Annotated in this window: 12 protein-coding genes; 8 read left to right on the top strand and 4 right to left on the bottom strand. The window is 50.8% G+C overall.

Features of this window, described 5'->3' with window-relative positions:
• The first annotated feature begins 2 nt into the window (after nt 1-2).
• On the top strand, nt 3-1877 hold the full coding sequence (locus SHEWANA3_RS05565; protein WP_011716168.1) for a lysophospholipid acyltransferase family protein: 1875 nt from the start codon (nt 3-5) through the stop codon (nt 1875-1877).
• Nucleotides 1878-1977: 100 nt separating this feature from the next.
• Complete coding sequence (locus tag SHEWANA3_RS05560; protein WP_011716167.1) at nt 1978-2409, top strand: CBS domain-containing protein; 432 nt, start codon at nt 1978-1980, stop codon at nt 2407-2409.
• Between the two features lie 25 nt (nt 2410-2434).
• On the opposite strand, the gene SHEWANA3_RS05555 is transcribed toward SHEWANA3_RS05560, so the two are convergent.
• On the bottom strand, nt 2435-3787 hold the full coding sequence (locus SHEWANA3_RS05555) for an NCS2 family permease (protein WP_011716166.1): 1353 nt from the start codon (nt 3785-3787) through the stop codon (nt 2435-2437).
• 516 nt (nt 3788-4303) lie between these two features.
• Between SHEWANA3_RS05555 and torE the strand changes: the two genes are divergently transcribed.
• The 4 genes from torE (at nt 4304) to torD (ending at nt 8881) form a co-directional block, all read left to right on the top strand.
• Nucleotides 4304-4474 carry a trimethylamine N-oxide reductase system protein TorE gene (torE, locus tag SHEWANA3_RS05550; protein WP_011716165.1) on the top strand — a complete coding sequence of 57 codons (171 nt, stop codon included), beginning with the start codon at nt 4304-4306 and terminating at the stop codon, nt 4472-4474.
• Nucleotides 4475-4500: 26 nt separating this feature from the next.
• Nucleotides 4501-5679 (top strand): pentaheme c-type cytochrome TorC, encoded by a 1179-nt coding sequence (torC, locus tag SHEWANA3_RS05545; protein WP_011716164.1) that lies wholly within the window; start codon nt 4501-4503, stop codon nt 5677-5679.
• A 15-nt stretch (nt 5680-5694) separates the two neighbouring features.
• Nucleotides 5695-8184 (top strand): trimethylamine-N-oxide reductase TorA, encoded by a 2490-nt coding sequence (gene torA, locus SHEWANA3_RS05540; RefSeq protein WP_011716163.1) that lies wholly within the window; start codon nt 5695-5697, stop codon nt 8182-8184.
• A 67-nt stretch (nt 8185-8251) separates the two neighbouring features.
• Nucleotides 8252-8881 carry a molecular chaperone TorD gene (torD, locus tag SHEWANA3_RS05535; RefSeq protein WP_011716162.1) on the top strand — a complete coding sequence of 210 codons (630 nt, stop codon included), beginning with the start codon at nt 8252-8254 and terminating at the stop codon, nt 8879-8881.
• A gap of 220 nt (nt 8882-9101) precedes the next feature.
• On the opposite strand, the gene torS is transcribed toward torD, so the two are convergent.
• Complete coding sequence (gene torS, locus SHEWANA3_RS05530) at nt 9102-12155, bottom strand: TMAO reductase system sensor histidine kinase/response regulator TorS (RefSeq protein WP_011716161.1); 3054 nt, start codon at nt 12153-12155, stop codon at nt 9102-9104.
• A gap of 56 nt (nt 12156-12211) precedes the next feature.
• On the opposite strand from torS, the gene torT reads away from it, so the two are divergent.
• Nucleotides 12212-13279, top strand: a complete 1068-nt coding sequence (torT, locus tag SHEWANA3_RS05525; RefSeq protein ID WP_011716160.1) for a TMAO reductase system periplasmic protein TorT — start codon at nt 12212-12214, stop codon at nt 13277-13279.
• Nucleotides 13280-13330: 51 nt separating this feature from the next.
• Here torT and torR read toward each other — a convergent pair whose 3' ends face one another.
• A complete protein-coding gene (gene torR / locus SHEWANA3_RS05520) occupies nt 13331-14041 on the bottom strand; it encodes a two-component system response regulator TorR (RefSeq protein WP_011625509.1) in 711 nt (236 codons plus the stop codon).
• A gap of 200 nt (nt 14042-14241) precedes the next feature.
• On the opposite strand from torR, the gene SHEWANA3_RS05515 reads away from it, so the two are divergent.
• The gene (locus SHEWANA3_RS05515; RefSeq protein WP_041412950.1) at nt 14242-14613 is read left to right on the top strand and encodes a PilZ domain-containing protein; all 372 of its coding nucleotides are present in this window, start codon (nt 14242-14244) and stop codon (nt 14611-14613) included.
• Nucleotides 14614-14698: 85 nt separating this feature from the next.
• Here SHEWANA3_RS05515 and radA read toward each other — a convergent pair whose 3' ends face one another.
• The gene (gene radA / locus SHEWANA3_RS05510) at nt 14699-16063 is read right to left on the bottom strand and encodes a DNA repair protein RadA (RefSeq protein ID WP_011621836.1); all 1365 of its coding nucleotides are present in this window, start codon (nt 16061-16063) and stop codon (nt 14699-14701) included.
• Nucleotides 16064-16156: the final 93 nt, after the last annotated feature.

The raw sequence follows: 16156 nt of genomic DNA, 5'->3' as shown, positions 1-16156 counted from the left end.
TTATGAATCAATTAACTCCTCATACCCCAAATACCGAGTCATTAAGCGCCAACGCATTAACGCAGGACGCAGCCATGCCACTGCCCACCTTAAAAGCCAGTTCGATGATCTTTACCGTCGATAATGTGGTAGAGCAAAACCTGCCCGCCCTCAAGGACAAACCTTGGTTAGCCAAGCCAACTAAGGCCATGCTGCGCTACCTGTTGAATGAAAAACAATGTAACGATATCGCCAATCAATTTGCCTATCTGCAAGGGGTCGATTTTGTCGAGCAAGTGCTCGCCAGCTTCGATTTTAGTTTTACCGTGCCCGCTAACGAGGTCGAAAACATTCCCTGCGAAGGCCGCGTGGTGATCTTCGCCAATCATCCGATTGGCTCCCTAGATGCCCTTGCTCTGATTAAACTCGTCAGCGAAATTCGCCCTGATATCAAGGTTGTGGCGAACGAGCTTCTGATGGCGCTCGAGCCTTTGCATTCTATCCTGTTGCCAGTGCGTAATATGACGGGCGGCACGCCGAAACAGCACCTCGAAAAAATCCACCAGCATCTGCGTAATGAAGGCGCGGTACTGATTTTCCCGTCGGGAGAAGTCTCTCGCCTGCGTCCCAATGGCGTGCGCGATACCCAGTGGCACTCAGGCTTTTTAAAGATGGCGATTTCCTGTAATGCGCCGCTGCTGCCAATCTTTTTGGATGCTAAAAACTCGGCCACCTTCTACGGCGCCTCGATGATTTACAAACCCTTAGCCACATTGCTACTGGTCAAGGAGATGTTTAAACAGGCTAAGCGCAATATGCCTATTCGCATCGGCGAGCTTATCCCGAATGAAGCCGTGCGCTCGATGGATTTTCCGCTAAAGACCAAGATAAAACTGCTGAAGAATCATCTGTATCGCATCGGCAAAGATAAAGACCCGCTGTTTATCACCCAAAGCGCCATCGCTCACCCTGAGTCGCGCCGAGAGCTGCAAGCCGCGCTGCAACAATGTGAACTCCTCGGTGAAACTCAAGATAACAAGCTGATTTATTTGTATCAGCATCAGGACAGCAACCCCATCATGCGCGAAATTGGTCGCCTGCGGGAAATCGCCTTTCGCGCCGTTGGCGAAGGCACGGGCAAGCGCCGCGATATTGATAAATACGATTCCTACTACCAACATCTGGTGTTGTGGGATAAAGAGCAGTTTGAAATTGTCGGCGCCTATCGTTTCGCCAGCGGCGAGCAAGTGCTAAATCGCTACGGCGACAACGCCCTCTACAGCCAATCCCTGTTCCAATATGCCGACGGCTTTATGCCCTTCGTCAAACAAGGCTTAGAACTTGGCCGCAGCTTTGTGCAGCCCAAATATTGGGGCAAACGCAGTCTCGACTACCTCTGGTTTGGCATTGGTGCCTTCCTCGCCAAACATCCCGAATACCGCTACCTGTTTGGCCCTGTTTCCATCAGTAATCAACTGCCTGGCAGCGCGCGGGAGATGTTAGTGCATTTCTACTCCAAGGAGTTTGCGCCAGCAGAGCAGCTGGCGGTGTCTATGTCCCCCTTTGGCCTGTCCAAGCAACGCAAGTTGCAGCTGGATGAACTCTATTCGGGTGAGGATTACCCAAGCCACTTTAAGCAACTCAAACAAATGCTGGCGAGTATGGGCGCCGCTGTGCCAACCCTGTACAAGCAGTATGGCGAGCTGTGCAAACAGGATGGGGTGAAGTTTCTCGCCTTCGGGATCGATGCCGATTTCGGCGATTGTGTCGATGGCTTAGTCTTGGTCGATACCCATAAACTCAAGGGGAAAAAGTATCAACGTTATATCGGCGCCCATTTGCCCGAAGACTTACGCAACCCTTTGATGGCAGAGGATGAAACCGACGAGCAGGATTAGGCCTGTTCATGTCTAAGATATTGGCTAAATAAACATCGGTCTGTTATAAGTATCTGTAATACAGTGCATTAACGATACACGTCCTAGGAAGGGGTTTATCATGCCGATCATTATCGCCGATATTATGCGTACCCGAGTCGTCACGGTCGAAATGGATGATCGTTTAACCGTGGCGAAGGAGATTTTCGAGCAGGCAAATTTCCACCATCTGCTGGTGGTGGATGAATATAAACTCGAAGGCGTATTGTCGGAGCGCGACTTACTGCGTGCCATCAGCCCGAATCTAGGCAGCAGCGCCGAAACCGCTAAGGATCTCGAAACCCTACAAAAACGCGTTCATCAGGTGATGACCCGTAATCCCGTTACCGTTGCGCCGCATGTGTCGCTCGATGCTGCGACGCACACCCTGCTAGAACACAATATTGGCTGTTTGCCTGTGCTCGATAATGGCGATTTGGTCGGGATTGTGACTTGGAAGGATTTGCTGCGAGCCTATTGTGAACACAATGAGGTCAATGAAAGCGAGTGCTAACGGCACTCGCTTTCAACTTTATAAACTAGATCGCCCAGCCGCCCATATAGAAGGCCACCAGGCCTAGCGTAATCGCGAGCACGCCTAACTTAAGCTGACGGATTTCACCGCTAAAAATACGGCCAACCACTAAGGTCACAAAGCCAAGCATAATACCGGTCACAATGTTACAGCTGAGGATGATGAATACGGCGCAGGTTAAGCCCGCCATCGCATCGACCTTATCGTTAAAGTCCAGCTTAGTCACATTGCTGAGCATCAATAGCCCCACGTACATCAGCGCAGGCGCCGTCGCATAGGCAGGCACTAAATAGCTGAGCGGTGCTAAAAACACCATCAGCAGGAATAAACCGCCCACTATGGTCGCGGTTAAGCCCGTCTTACCGCCCGCCGCCGTACCCGCCGCCGATTCGATATACACGGCCGCAGGGGCGCCACCAACGATACCCGCAAACATGCTGCTGACAGAATCTGACGTTAATGCCTTGCCACCGCCGACGATATTATCGTCTTTATCCAGCAGATTGGCTTGCCCCGCGACCGCGCGGATGGTGCCCGTGGCATCAAAAATCGCCGTCATCACCAGCGCCAGCACAATCGGTAATACCACAGGATTCAAGGCGCCCATAATATCCATTTGACCAATCAGCGAGTGCTCAGAGGTAAAATCAGGAACGGCGAAGAAACCTTGGAATGTCACGCTTGGGTCAAACACTAAACCGAACAGGGATAGGCCAATAATCACCAATAAAATCCCGCCGGGTACACCGCGACGCTCTAAACCGATAGTGGCCGCTAACCCCAGTACGGTAGCGATAACGGGCAAGCTGTTAATGTCGCCTAACTTCACTGGCAGACCCGCGTCATTGGCCACAATCAACTGCACACTGTTAGTGGCAATTAAGAGTAAAAACAAGCCAATACCTATACCTGTACCATGGGCAATCCCCTTGGGTAGGTTAGCCAACACCCATTGACGCACGCCCGTGACGCTCACGACGGTAAAGATCACCCCCATCCAAAAGATGGCGCCTAAGGTCACAGGGATACTCATGCCCTGACCTAACACTAAGCCGAAGGCAGTAAAGGCGGTGAGTGAAATCGCACAACCAATGGCCATGGGTAGATTCGCCCAGAGTCCCATCAGCAGCGAGCCAAAGGAGGCAATTAAACAGGTGGCGACGAACACGGCGCCGGGATCGAATCTCGCTTTGCCTAACATATTGGGTACCACAATCACTGAGTACACCATAGCGAGGAAAGTGGTTAACCCTGCAATCACTTCTTGGCGAACTGTGCTACCACGTTGTTGAATTGAAAAAAAACGGTCCAGAAACGAACCAGAGGGTACGGCTGTTGAACTCAATTGCTCAGACATATCTTGTTATACCTTGTGATCTCTTAAAATAGGGTCGATACCAATTGGCTTAACCATTGGCGACGCTGGCTGCGGCAGATTAGAGCCCCAAATCCAATGACTTGGGTGAGAGATCCACATCATTCTCCTACATCGGGAAAAATCCATGATCTGCAAGCAGTGACGCTTTGCATCGTTAAAATGGCTTCAACGACACAAACGCAGCCTTTGTTGGGCGCGGATAATACTGTAAACGCCGCCAGATAGCTAAGACCTCGCCTGCACTTCAGTAAATAATTAGCGAAAAAATTCAAAATCAGTGTTTAAAAAAACGCCTAAACCGCATGACAAACTGCCGAGTTCGATCACAGAAATACAATTAACTCTCTGTCAGTAAAAGCAAAACTTATTGGCTTTTAAAATTTTCATAATTTTTCATATATTGTCAAAGCCCATTCATCCCAGCAGGCAAGTCCATTCACATCTGCCCTTTATAGTGCTCCCATCAAAAATCGCTTTCGAACGGAGCTCTTCCCAATGACAAAGCCCACCATGCAAACATCGGATAAGTCCACACGCAGCAATGAGTTAAAGGCGCTGGGATTCATCATTTTCATACTCTTTCCCGCACTGACGGTCGCGGGGATCAGTCTCTACGGTTTCATCATTTGGATGATCCAAGCCTTCGGCGGCGTTGTCGGCCACTAATTCACTGATACATTGAGGACGCTATTATGAAGTGGTTAATCAACCTCTGGCGCACACTAAACAAACCCACAAAAGCTCTCACCTTAGGCGCTGTCAGCATCAGTGCTTTTATCATGGGCATCATCTTCTGGGGCGGATTTAACACCGCACTGGAAGCCACCAACACCGAAGCCTTCTGTATTAGCTGCCACAGTATGGAAAGCAAGCCTTACCAAGAGTTGCAGGAAACTGTGCATTGGTCGAATCACTCTGGCGTGCGCGCCACCTGCCCCGACTGTCACGTGCCCCACAACTGGAGCCGTAAGATTGCCCGTAAGATGGAAGCTTCCCACGATGTCTGGGGCTGGTTATTCAACACGGTCAACACCCCTGAAAAATTTGAAGCTAAACGCCTCGAAATGGCGAGCCGCGAATGGAAACGTTTCGATCGCGACAATTCTCTGGCCTGTAAAAACTGCCACAACTACAACTCGATCAAGTGGGAAAGCATGTCACCACTGGCGCAAAAACAGATGAAACGCGCCGCCGAAATCGACCAAAGCTGTATCGATTGCCACAAAGGCATTGCCCACCATTTACCTGAAATGGGCACGGCCCGCGCACCCGAACTCATCGCCGAAGTCGGCGCTGGCGTCAGCTCAGTCGAAACCAACCAAACCTACTACAGCGCCCTGACTAAGCCACTGTTCTTTAGTGAAAAAGGTGACGTTGAAGCCGGTACTTTAAACGTTGCGACTAAAGTAAAAGTGCTCGAAACCCAAGGTAAGCGTATCAAAATTGGTATCGATGGCTGGCGTAAGAAAATCGGCGCAGGCCGCGTGATCTACATGGACTTTGGCGTAAACATTCTGTCGGCGCAGTTAAGCAAAGATGCAGCCGAAACCGAAGGTGTTATCCAAACCTTTGAAGAGAAAGAAGACCCAATGACAGGCCTGAAATGGCAACGGGTAGAAGCCCAAATCTGGACCGATAAGGATTACCTGCTCACCGAGCTGCAACCACTCTGGGGCTATGCCCGCGACACGTTCCGCTCAAGCTGTAGTGTGTGCCACACCCAGCCAGATGAAGCGCATTTCGATGCCAATACCTGGCCAGGCATGTTCCAAGGCATGTTGGCCTTCGTGAACATGGACCAAGACACCCAAGCGCTGGTGCAGAAATACCTGCAGGAACATTCGTCAACCTTCGTGAAAAAAGAGCACTAATTCGGGAGTAATACCATGAATAGAAGAGACTTTTTAAAAGGCTTAGCCTCAACCTCTTTCGTTGCTTTAGGTGGCAGCTCAGTGTTAGCGCCCTTAAACGCGCTGGCCAGCACGGGCTTAAATGAAGACGAATGGCTGACCACGGGCTCGCACTTCGGCGCCTTTAAAATCAAACGTAAAAACGGTGTGATTGCCGAGGTCAAAGCTTTCGATTTAGATAAATATCCAACGGACATGATTAACGGTATCCGCGGCATGGTCTACAACCCATCTCGCGTGCGTTACCCTATGGTTCGCTTAGACTTTTTACTTAAAGGCCATAAGAGCAATACCCAGCAACGGGGGGATTTCCGCTTCGTTCGCGTGACCTGGGATAAAGCATTAAAACTGTTTAAACACTCACTTGATGAAGTCCAAACCAAGTACGGTCCATCGGGCTTACACGCGGGCCAAACCGGTTGGCGCGCAACGGGGCAACTGCATTCCAGCACCAGCCATATGCAGCGTGCGGTAGGAATGCACGGCAACTATGTGAAGAAAATCGGTGACTACTCCACCGGGGCCGGCCAAACCATTCTGCCCTATGTGTTAGGTTCAACCGAAGTGTATGCCCAAGGCACCTCTTGGCCGCTGATCTTAGAAAACAGCAACACTATCGTGCTCTGGTCGAACGATCCTTACAAAAACCTGCAAGTGGGTTGGAACGCCGAAACCCATGAGGCCTTCGCTTACCTCGCGCAGCTAAAAGAGAAGGTCAAACAGGGTAAGATCCGCGTGATCAGTATCGACCCTGTGGTCACCAAAACCCAGGCTTACCTTGGCTGTGAACAGTTATATGTGAACCCACAGACTGACGTGACGCTGATGCTGGCCATCGCCCATGAGATGATCACCCAAAAACTTTACGATGATAAATTCATCCAAGGCTACAGCTTAGGCTTTGAAGAGTTTGTGCCTTACGTGATGGGCACTAAAGATGGTATCGCTAAAACTCCAGAGTGGGCGGCGCCAATCTGTGGGGTTGAGCCACACATCATCCGCGATCTGGCGAAAACCTTAGTGAAGGGCCGCACCCAAATCATGATGGGTTGGTGTATTCAACGCCAACAACACGGTGAACAACCTTACTGGATGGCCGCGGTGCTCGCGACCATGATAGGCCAAATTGGTTTGCCCGGCGGCGGCATCAGCTATGGTCACCACTACTCCAGTATTGGTGTGCCTGCGACAAATGCGGCGGCGCCCGGCGCCTTCCCGCGTAACTTAGACGAGAACCAAAAACCCCTGTTCGATAGCACCGACTTTAAAGGCGCGAGCAGCACCATTCCCGTCGCCCGTTGGATTGATGCGATTCTCGAACCCGGCAAAACCATTGATGCCAACGGTTCGAAAGTCGTGTATCCCGATATTAAGATGATGATTTTCTCGGGTAATAACCCATGGAACCACCATCAAGACCGTAACCGCATGAAGCAAGCCTTCCATAAGCTGGAATGCGTGGTCACTATCGATGTGAACTGGACGGCGACGTGCCGCTTCTCCGACATAGTGCTGCCCGCCTGCACCACCTATGAGCGCAACGATATCGACGTATACGGCGCCTATGCTAACCGCGGTATTTTGGCGATGCAGAAGATGGTCGAGCCGCTATTTGAGAGCTTATCAGACTTTGAGATCTTTACTCGCTTTGCCGCACTGATGGGTAAAGAGAAAGAATACACCCGCAATATGAGCGAAATGGAGTGGATAGAAACCCTCTATAACGAGTGTAAAGCCGCGAACGCGGGTAAATATGAGATGCCAGATTTTGCCACCTTCTGGAAGCAAGGTTATGTGCACTTTGGCGATGGCGAGCTGTGGACACGCCATGCCGACTTTAGAAACGATCCGGAAATCAATCCATTAGGTACGCCTTCTGGCTTGATTGAAATCTTCAGCCGTAAGATTGAACAGTTCGGTTATGACGACTGCCAAGGCCACCCAATTTGGATGGAAAAAGCCGAGCGTAGCCATGGTGGCCCGGGTTCAGACAAATATCCTGTGTGGCTACAATCTTGCCATCCGGATAAACGTCTGCACTCACAGATGTGTGAGTCGAAGGAATACCGCGAAACCTACACAGTCAACGGCCGCGAACCCATCTATATCAGCCCTGTGGATGCCAAAGCGCGCGGCATTAAAGATGGCGATATAGTGCGCGTCTTTAACGACCGTGGCCAACTGTTAGCGGGCGCCATGGTATCGGATCGCTTCCCTAAAGGTGTAGTGCGAATTCATGAAGGCGCATGGTATGGCCCAGTGGGTAAAGATGGCAGCGTCGAAGGCGGCGCCGAAATCGGTGCCCTGTGCAGCTATGGTGACCCGAATACTCTGACCTTAGACATTGGCACCTCGAAGTTGGCGCAAGCCTGCTCAGCCTATACTTGTCTGGTCGAGTTTGAGAAATACCAAGGCAAAGTCCCTAAGGTCAGCTCCTTCGATGGTCCTATCGAAGTCGAAATCTAACCGAGCCAATAAGGCGATGCGCCTAGTTAACTAGGCGCATACCACTGTTAATCTTGAGGAACATGCGATGAGCAATGTCGATATCAATCATGCCAGAGCCTTAGTGTATCAGCTGCTGTCTTCTCTGTTTGCCCGTGAAATTGATGAGCAGCGCCTTAAGCAACTCACCAGTGAGCAAGCCCAGCAATTCTGGACACAACTGGGTTATGCGCCCGAGTTTAGTGCGTCAGTGGCCAGCATACAGAAGGTGCTAAATGGCTTAACGAGCGATGAAGCCTTGCTCGAACTGGCCGCCGATTACTGCGGTTTATTCCTCGTAGGCACAAAGCACAGCGCCTCACCCTATGCCAGCCTGTACTTGAATCGCGAGGAAGAACCCTTGCTATTTGGGCAGCAGCATCAACAAATGAGCGAGTTTTTACACCAGAGCAAACTACAAGTACAGAGTCACTTCCCTGAGCCTGCCGATCACTTAGCCGTGATCTTAGCCTATATGGGACACTTAGCTTGCCACAGTGAAGATGCCGCCCAGTTAAGCTTTCTAAATGCCTGTATAGACTCATGGTTAGCCAAGTTTGTCGCCAAGGTCGTTGAGTGCGATAGCAAGCACAGCAATGGCTTTTACAGCGCTCTCGCCACACTCACCTTGGCTTGGGTGCAGCAAGATAAACAGCAGTTAGAACAGGCAATGCATTAATCGCCACTAGCCTAAAGCCCGTGTAGCGTTAAACCTGAGTAGCGTTAAGGCTCAAGGTAATGGCTCATGTCTCGTCCTGAAATAAGTTAACAAAAGCGGCTCATTAGAGCCGCTTTTTTATTCCTCGATTTGCACTGATTAGGCAGAAATACGTGTTGCTTATGTACTACTCAGGACGACTTACTCCTAGCGCTAACCTCTTATCGATAAACCTTTGCTGCTAGCCCTTTGTTGCCAACCATTGCTCAATCGCTGTTATCGACGCCTGCCAGCAGGCGGTTAATTCAGTCACCGCCTTGCTATCCAATGCATTTTCCCCTGTGGTGTTGAGTGCTTTCTCCCACTGCTGACAACACTGAGTCAATGCTTTTAGCCCCATGCTGGCACTGCTGCCCTTAAGCGAGTGCAATAGTTTTGCGCCCTCACTGAAATGCGCCACAGAGCTTAGCGCCGAGAGTCGCTCCATTTGCTCGGCACTGGAGGTTCGATAGAGCGCCAACATATCACTCACGGCTTTCACGCCTAAGACCTCAAGATCTTGCTGTAACTGGTTAAGATCTAACAAGGTTTCTGCTTGATGGTTATGGCTGGTAGGTTCGGCATTGTTCGACGATTGAAGCGATTGTGGCGAGTGCGCCGATGACTCACTTAGTGAAGCTGGTATTGAAGCAGACACACGCGCAACACCTAACCATTCTGTCAGGGTTTGCAGGCTCAAGGGTTTAGCCAACACAGTATCAAACCCAGCCTCCCGATACAGGCTAAGCTCCTCCGTCTGCATCTGCGCGGTAAAGGCGGCAAACTTCACATTGTCATTGGCGAATAACGCCTTTAACTGGGGTAATAGTGTGAGTCCAGAGCCATCACTCAGCTGAATATCGAGCATCACGGCATCGAATGCCTTATCGCCACTCACATGCGCCAGCGCCTGCTGACAACTGACGGCCAAGCTGGAACTGTGGCCTAAATGCGCCAAAAATCCCTGCGCGACCATGGCATTGACCTTGTTGTCTTCAATCACTAACACCCGTTGGGGATTAACCCGTTTTTGCACCTGAGTTTGCGTATCTAATGCCTTATCACACTGGGTAAAGCTCAGCTCAAAACCAAACTCGCTGCCCTTGCCTGGCTCGCTCTTAACCCAAATGCCTGGCCCCTCGGCATCCATCAGTTCAACTAACTGTTTGCAGATGGCAAGCCCTAAGCCTGTCCCACGGCTGCGCCCCTGATTAGGCAATACGCAGTAAGGCATAAATAATTGCTCGCGCACCTCGGGCGCAATCCCCACGCCGGTATCGGCCACCACAAAGGCTAACTTATCGCCTCGTACGCTAACATTGAGACTCACGCCGCCTTCGGGGGTGAATTTTATGCCGTTACCAATCAAGTTAAACAGCACTTGCCTCAGCTTAGGGCCATCGATATGAATACAGGCGGGTAACTGGGGACAATTCAGCCTTAGGCTCAATCCCGCCAAATTGGCGCCCGCCACCATGATTGCCAGCACTTCATCGAGCAGAGCGTTGATATCCGTTGGCCGCGGCTCATTGGTTAAATTGCCCTGCTCGAGGCGGGAGAAGTCGAGAATATCGCTCAGCACGGTTTGCAGCAGCGTGCCGCTGTATTGCGACAGCGCGAGCATCTGTTGCTGCGCTGGCGGTAATTGACTATGGCCGAGCAAGGTGAGCGTCCCGAGTAAACCGTTGAGCGGGGTGCGAATTTCATGGCTCATGGTCGCCAAGAATTGGGATTTTGCCTGACTCGCCTCCTCGGCAACGATTCTTGCCTTAGCGTGGCCTTTGGCCTCCGCATCGAGGCGCAGGTTGGCTTCGGCCAATTCCTGCGTGCGCGTGGCCACGGTTTGTTCGAGGGCCTTTTTATGCTCGGTCAGCTCATCGGCGACCTGGCGTAAATCCGTCTGCAATTTCAGGTTATGGGCGGTTTTTCGCTTAAATGCCTCGATAGCATTGGCCATGGCGGTCAATTCATCGTCGCCGTGGGCATCGAGGCTCATATTGGTGTCCCCTAAACTTAAGCGCGACATGGCCTCGGTCGCCTGATTTAACCTCAAGGCAATGCCGCGATAGATCACTCGATAGACCACGACCGCCATGATAACCAACATTAATATACCCGTGCCCCACAGCCCCAAGCGGGCGTAAGACAACTGCATTAAATAATCACTTCGCGCCAGCTCTGCCCGCTGTTGCTGTTGATTAAGCGCACTGTCCACCAGCGTGTTGAGGCTATAGAGTTTTTCCGCTAACTCCTGCTGCTGACGCTGTTGGCGCTGCAGGCTTTGGCTCAGTTCTCGCTGTAATTTAATGATTTTTGGGGTATGAAGAAGAATAGCCAGCTCCGCCTTTAGCGCATTGAGCCTGCCGGGGTCGCGGATAAGCTCAGCCACTGTGGTGAGCGCCATTAAATCGATACCCACCTCTGCCGTTGGCGCCTCAGTAGTCGCCAGCTCGATAGCCGTCCCTTGCTTTGGATGATCTGGATGATTCTGCGCCATGGGGTGGGATGGTGCAGTGCTGGCAAAGGTGGCCAATAAACGGGGAACACTCAATTGCAGTTCGGACTGTAATTCGGATGCCTCAAATAACTGACTGAGCAGCGCAATTTGATGCACTAACTTGAGCACACGGTTGAGCTGCTCCTGCACATCTAACTCTCGCTCAATCACATCATCGAGCAATTGACCACTGCGTTTATCCCCCGCCATATCCGGATAGGCTTGGCTGAGTTTTGCCAAAATCGCCGAGTCGACAACCGCTAATTCGGATTGCAATAGCTCAGAGGCTCGGCCTGCGGCAACCGATAATTCGCGGGCTCTGAGCTGCAACTCATCGCCTAAGGTAATGCGCTGGCCCACACTCTTACCCAGTAAGGTTAATTGCTCGATGATTTGCCCAGCTAATACGGATAAATGATTATCCTCGTTCACATCCAGTGTCAGTAACACTTTGATGCTATTTAACATTGTGGCGCTTTCAAGGCTGAGCTTACGGCCGATAAATTCCCGCTGCCGCTCATCCTCTACTTGGCCTAACTGGGTCACGCCATCGGATAAGGCATTAGAGGCCTGCACTAATTGGCGCGCGGCTTGAGAGGCGGGTAAGGATTCTTCATACAGATAACTGTCGGCCTGTTTGAGCCAATGCAAACTCAGGCTACCTAAGCTAACCAGTAGCAACAGCAATACCCCAAGCACGCCGAAGGCGAGCATAAGTCTGCCGGTTAAACTACTTCGCGATAAAGATAAAGGCGCCACACTTGTTCCTTCTGTTACAATGCCTTCGAGATAATCACTGTGGATGATACGAGACAATGGGAAAATTTTGGCAAGCTTTGCTCACACTCACCACTTTTGGCCTGTTATGTTTATCGTCTGCCAATGCCAACAGCCAAACTTGGCCATTAGAGCAACGCCATCCCTTTAATGCCAAAATTCAACAGGCGCAGGCACTTGATTATCATCCTCTGAGTAAAGCACAACAGGCTTGGCGCATTTGTGCCTTAGTGCCTCATCTTAAGGACGCCTATTGGATTGGCATCGACTACGGCCTGATCCAACAGGCGAAACACCTCGGTGTGTCGCTGGATCTGTTCGAAGCGGGCAGCTACTACCATCAAGATAAACAGCTCGAGCAATTAAGCGCATGTATGAAGGGAGATTACGATGCAATTTTGCTCGGCGCCGTGAGCCCCAATCTGCTCGAACATTTCTCAGAGCCGTTAACCAAACCTGTGCTTGCCCTAGTGAATAAACTCAATGCTGAGCAAGTGCAGACCCATATCGGCGTTAACTGGTATCAAATGGGGCTAAGCGCGGGCAATTTTATTAAGGCAGATGCCAAGGCGCATTCCCCAACCCAGCCGACCACCTTGGCCCTCTTAGCGGGTCCCGAAAACCTAGGTGGCACAGATTTAGTCGAACAAGGCATTCGCCATGCCCTTGAGGGCAGCAATGTCAGCATCAGTGCGATTCAGCATGCCGATAACAATCGCAATCTCTACCGCGATCAATTACAGATACTGCTTAAAGCCCAGCGCCCCAACTATATTCTTGGCAGTGCGGTGGCGATAGAAGCCGCCGTCAGCACCCTCAAACAAAAACAGCTGACGCAAGACATCAAGCTGGTGAGCAGTTACTTATCCCCCGCGATTCTGCGCGGCTTGAAGCGACAAAAAGTGGTCTACAGCAATGATGACTTGGTCGTGTTACAGGGCAAACTCGCCATCGATGTCACGGTAAAACAACTCGAAGGCGCCGCACCTTTTGGCGATATAGGTCCTGCTATCGTTGAGCGCACGACTTCACCAAATACCCTATCGGATCTTAACGTTAGCCTCGCCGAAGCGGATTTTTATCCCTTGTATCAAGTGCGCCCCTGAGCGCTTTACATAGCGATTAACTCAACGCTCAACACAATATTTAGTTAGAGATTAGTCATCCACCTTAGCGGCAAACAAATAGCCCTCACCATGGACTGTGACAAAGAGTTCGGGATTGAGCTTATTACGCAGGCGACGGATGATGACATCTATGGTTCTGTCATTCACATCCTGATTACGATGACTGGTTTGCTGCATTAAGCGCTCACGGGAAAGTACCTGCTGCGGATGCAAAGCAAAGGCGGTTAACAACTCAAATTCGGCCTTAGTGAGCTTGATAAGCTCCTCCCCTTGGCGCAGCTTACGGCTGTTTAACTCGAGCCGATAACCTTCAAAACTCATCACATCATCGGGCTCGGATAATTCCTGCACCAGCGCTTGTTCGGCTTGTTTTACCAGAGAAATCCGCCACAGTAGGTTTTTAACCCTAACCAATAGCTCCCGCAGCTCGAAGGGCTTAGTCACATAATCATCGGCGCCCATCTCCAGACCAACGATTTTATCAATTGATTCATCACGGCCCGAGACTAAGATAATCCCCACATGGGAGCGGCTACGTAACTCACGGGTTAAGCTTAAGCCATCTACTCCAGGCAGGTTAATGTCTAACATAATCAAATCAATATGTTGACGATTAAACTCGTGCCACATCTGCTCGCCATCGGCCGCCTCGACAACGCGGTAACCTTCTTTTTCAAAATACCCTTTCAATCGAGCACGAATCACCGCTTCATCATCGACAACGAGCACACTATAGGCCATGTTCTACATCTCTTATTTTGCTTAACTGAATTATTCATACTTTTTCATATTTGCATATGAGGAAAAGGTAAAATATGCGATCTCCGTTACTTTCTGGCACAAAAAACTGCCGAACTTTTACAGTAACATCAATATGACATATGCTTAGGCATATTGATTGGGGTGAGCACTAACAAACTATGAACAATAAAGAAGTCGTGATTGATGAAAGACGAAAGTTCTCGCGGATCCTCTTTGCCGCTAGCGCATCGGTACACCAAGGCGATAAACAGTGGCAAACCACCATACTCGACCTCAGCCTAAATGGCGCACTGGTGGACGAACCTGCCGGATTTAGCCATACGGATGCGCCTATCACCCTCAGTTTTACCCTACCGGGCTCGGATATTGAGCTGCAAATGGAAACCGAGTTAGTGCATCAACGCAACCAACAGCTGGGGCTCAAGTGTAAATTTATCGATGTCGACAGCATCAGCCACCTCAAACGCATCGTTGAGCTAAATCTAGGCGATGCGTCGATACTGAATCGTGAATTAGCGCTATTTATCGAGAAGCACAACAGCGCCGATTAAGCGAAAACCTCAGCGTGACACAGACTTCACTGCCTAAGAATCCATAAAAAACAGCGCCATTGGGTGCTGTTTTTTGTTTTGAGGATTATATCGCTTCGAGGGCTTCGGATAATTTTGCCACACCCACCACTTCCATACCTGCGGGCGGCTTTTTTGGCACATTGGCACGGGGCACAATCGCCCGCTTAAAGCCATGTTTGGCGGCTTCGACGAGACGTTCTTGACCATTGGGCACGGGGCGAATTTCCCCGGATAACCCCACTTCACCAAACACCACTAAATCGCTCGGTAAAATATCGCCACGGAAACTCGACACCATGGCCAGCAACAAGGTTAGGTCGGCACTGGTTTCTGTCACTTTAACCCCACCAACGACGTTGACAAACACGTCCTGATCCGACATTTGTAACCCACCATGGCGATGCATCACTGCCAGTAGCATGGCTAAACGGTTTGCATCCATCCCCACTGCCACGCGGCGTGGGTTCGACATCGCCGAATTGTCCACCAGCACCTGAAGTTCTACCAACAGCGGACGCGTACCTTCCCACACCACCATCACTAAGGAGCCAGAGGATTCTTCTTCACCGCGGGAGAGGAAAATCGCCGAAGGGTTAGCCACTTCCTTCAAACCACGCTCAGTCATGGCGAATACGCCTAACTCGTTAATCGCCCCGAAACGGTTCTTGTGGGAGCGCAAGGTACGATAACGGCTGTCGCTATCCCCTTCAAACATCACAGAACAATCGATACAGTGCTCAAGCACTTTAGGCCCGGCGAGGCTACCGTCTTTGGTCACATGGCCGACCATAATCACGGCAATGCCGTTTTGCTTGGCAAAGCGAGTTAAATAGGAGGCCGATTCACGCACCTGCGACACACTGCCGGGGCTCGATGCCACATCGCTCATGTGCATGACTTGAATAGAGTCGACGACGATGACTTTTGGCGATTCTTGCAGGGCGACTTCGCAGATCTGCTCCACACTGGTCTCAGATAACATCCGCAGTTTATTGGTTGGCAGCCCTAAGCGATGAGCGCGCATAGCGACTTGCTGCAGGGACTCTTCCCCCGTCACATAAAGTGCAGGCATTTGCTCGGCTAAATGGCACAGGGTTTGGAGTAACAGCGTACTCTTACCGGCACCGGGATGACCGCCAATCAGAATCGCTGAGCCTGGCACTATGCCGCCCCCGAGCACGCGGTCGAGCTCGCCAAAATGGCTCACAATCCGTGGTAAGGCATTAAGGTCAATTTGGTCTAAGGTTTTGACTTCGCTACTGCCAGCACCGGCATAACCCGCAAACTTAGTTCCCCGTCCGGGCGAGGCGGCGCCTAAACGCACTTCGGTTATCGTATTCCACTCCTGACAAGCACTGCACTGCCCTTGCCAGCGTGGAAAATCCTGTCCACACTCATTGCACACGTACGCGGTTTTATTCTTTGCCATAACTTATTAAAATCTGTATAAAATCAATTTAAGTAACTGTGAATACTGCCGACATTAGACTAACACAGCACGGCATAAAATCAGCATTAGAAA

The organism is Shewanella sp. ANA-3 (assembly GCF_000203935.1).
In the GTDB taxonomy this organism is placed as follows: Bacteria; Pseudomonadota; Gammaproteobacteria; order Enterobacterales; family Shewanellaceae; genus Shewanella.
Note: the sequence above shows the minus strand (reverse complement) of the source record. Positions and strands in the feature narration are given on the sequence as shown.

Coding starts and splice junctions, on each gene's coding strand:
- SHEWANA3_RS05565 (WP_011716168.1), top strand. CDS start 3: ATGAATCAATTAACTCCTCATACCCCAAATACCGAGTCATTAAGCGCC.
- SHEWANA3_RS05560 (WP_011716167.1), top strand. CDS start 1,978: ATGCCGATCATTATCGCCGATATTATGCGTACCCGAGTCGTCACGGTC.
- SHEWANA3_RS05555 (WP_011716166.1), bottom strand. CDS start 3,787: ATGTCTGAGCAATTGAGTTCAACAGCCGTACCCTCTGGTTCGTTTCTG.
- torE (WP_011716165.1), top strand. CDS start 4,304: ATGACAAAGCCCACCATGCAAACATCGGATAAGTCCACACGCAGCAAT.
- torC (WP_011716164.1), top strand. CDS start 4,501: ATGAAGTGGTTAATCAACCTCTGGCGCACACTAAACAAACCCACAAAA.
- torA (WP_011716163.1), top strand. CDS start 5,695: ATGAATAGAAGAGACTTTTTAAAAGGCTTAGCCTCAACCTCTTTCGTT.
- torD (WP_011716162.1), top strand. CDS start 8,252: ATGAGCAATGTCGATATCAATCATGCCAGAGCCTTAGTGTATCAGCTG.
- torT (WP_011716160.1), top strand. CDS start 12,212: ATGGGAAAATTTTGGCAAGCTTTGCTCACACTCACCACTTTTGGCCTG.
- torR (WP_011625509.1), bottom strand. CDS start 14,041: ATGGCCTATAGTGTGCTCGTTGTCGATGATGAAGCGGTGATTCGTGCT.
- radA (WP_011621836.1), bottom strand. CDS start 16,063: ATGGCAAAGAATAAAACCGCGTACGTGTGCAATGAGTGTGGACAGGAT.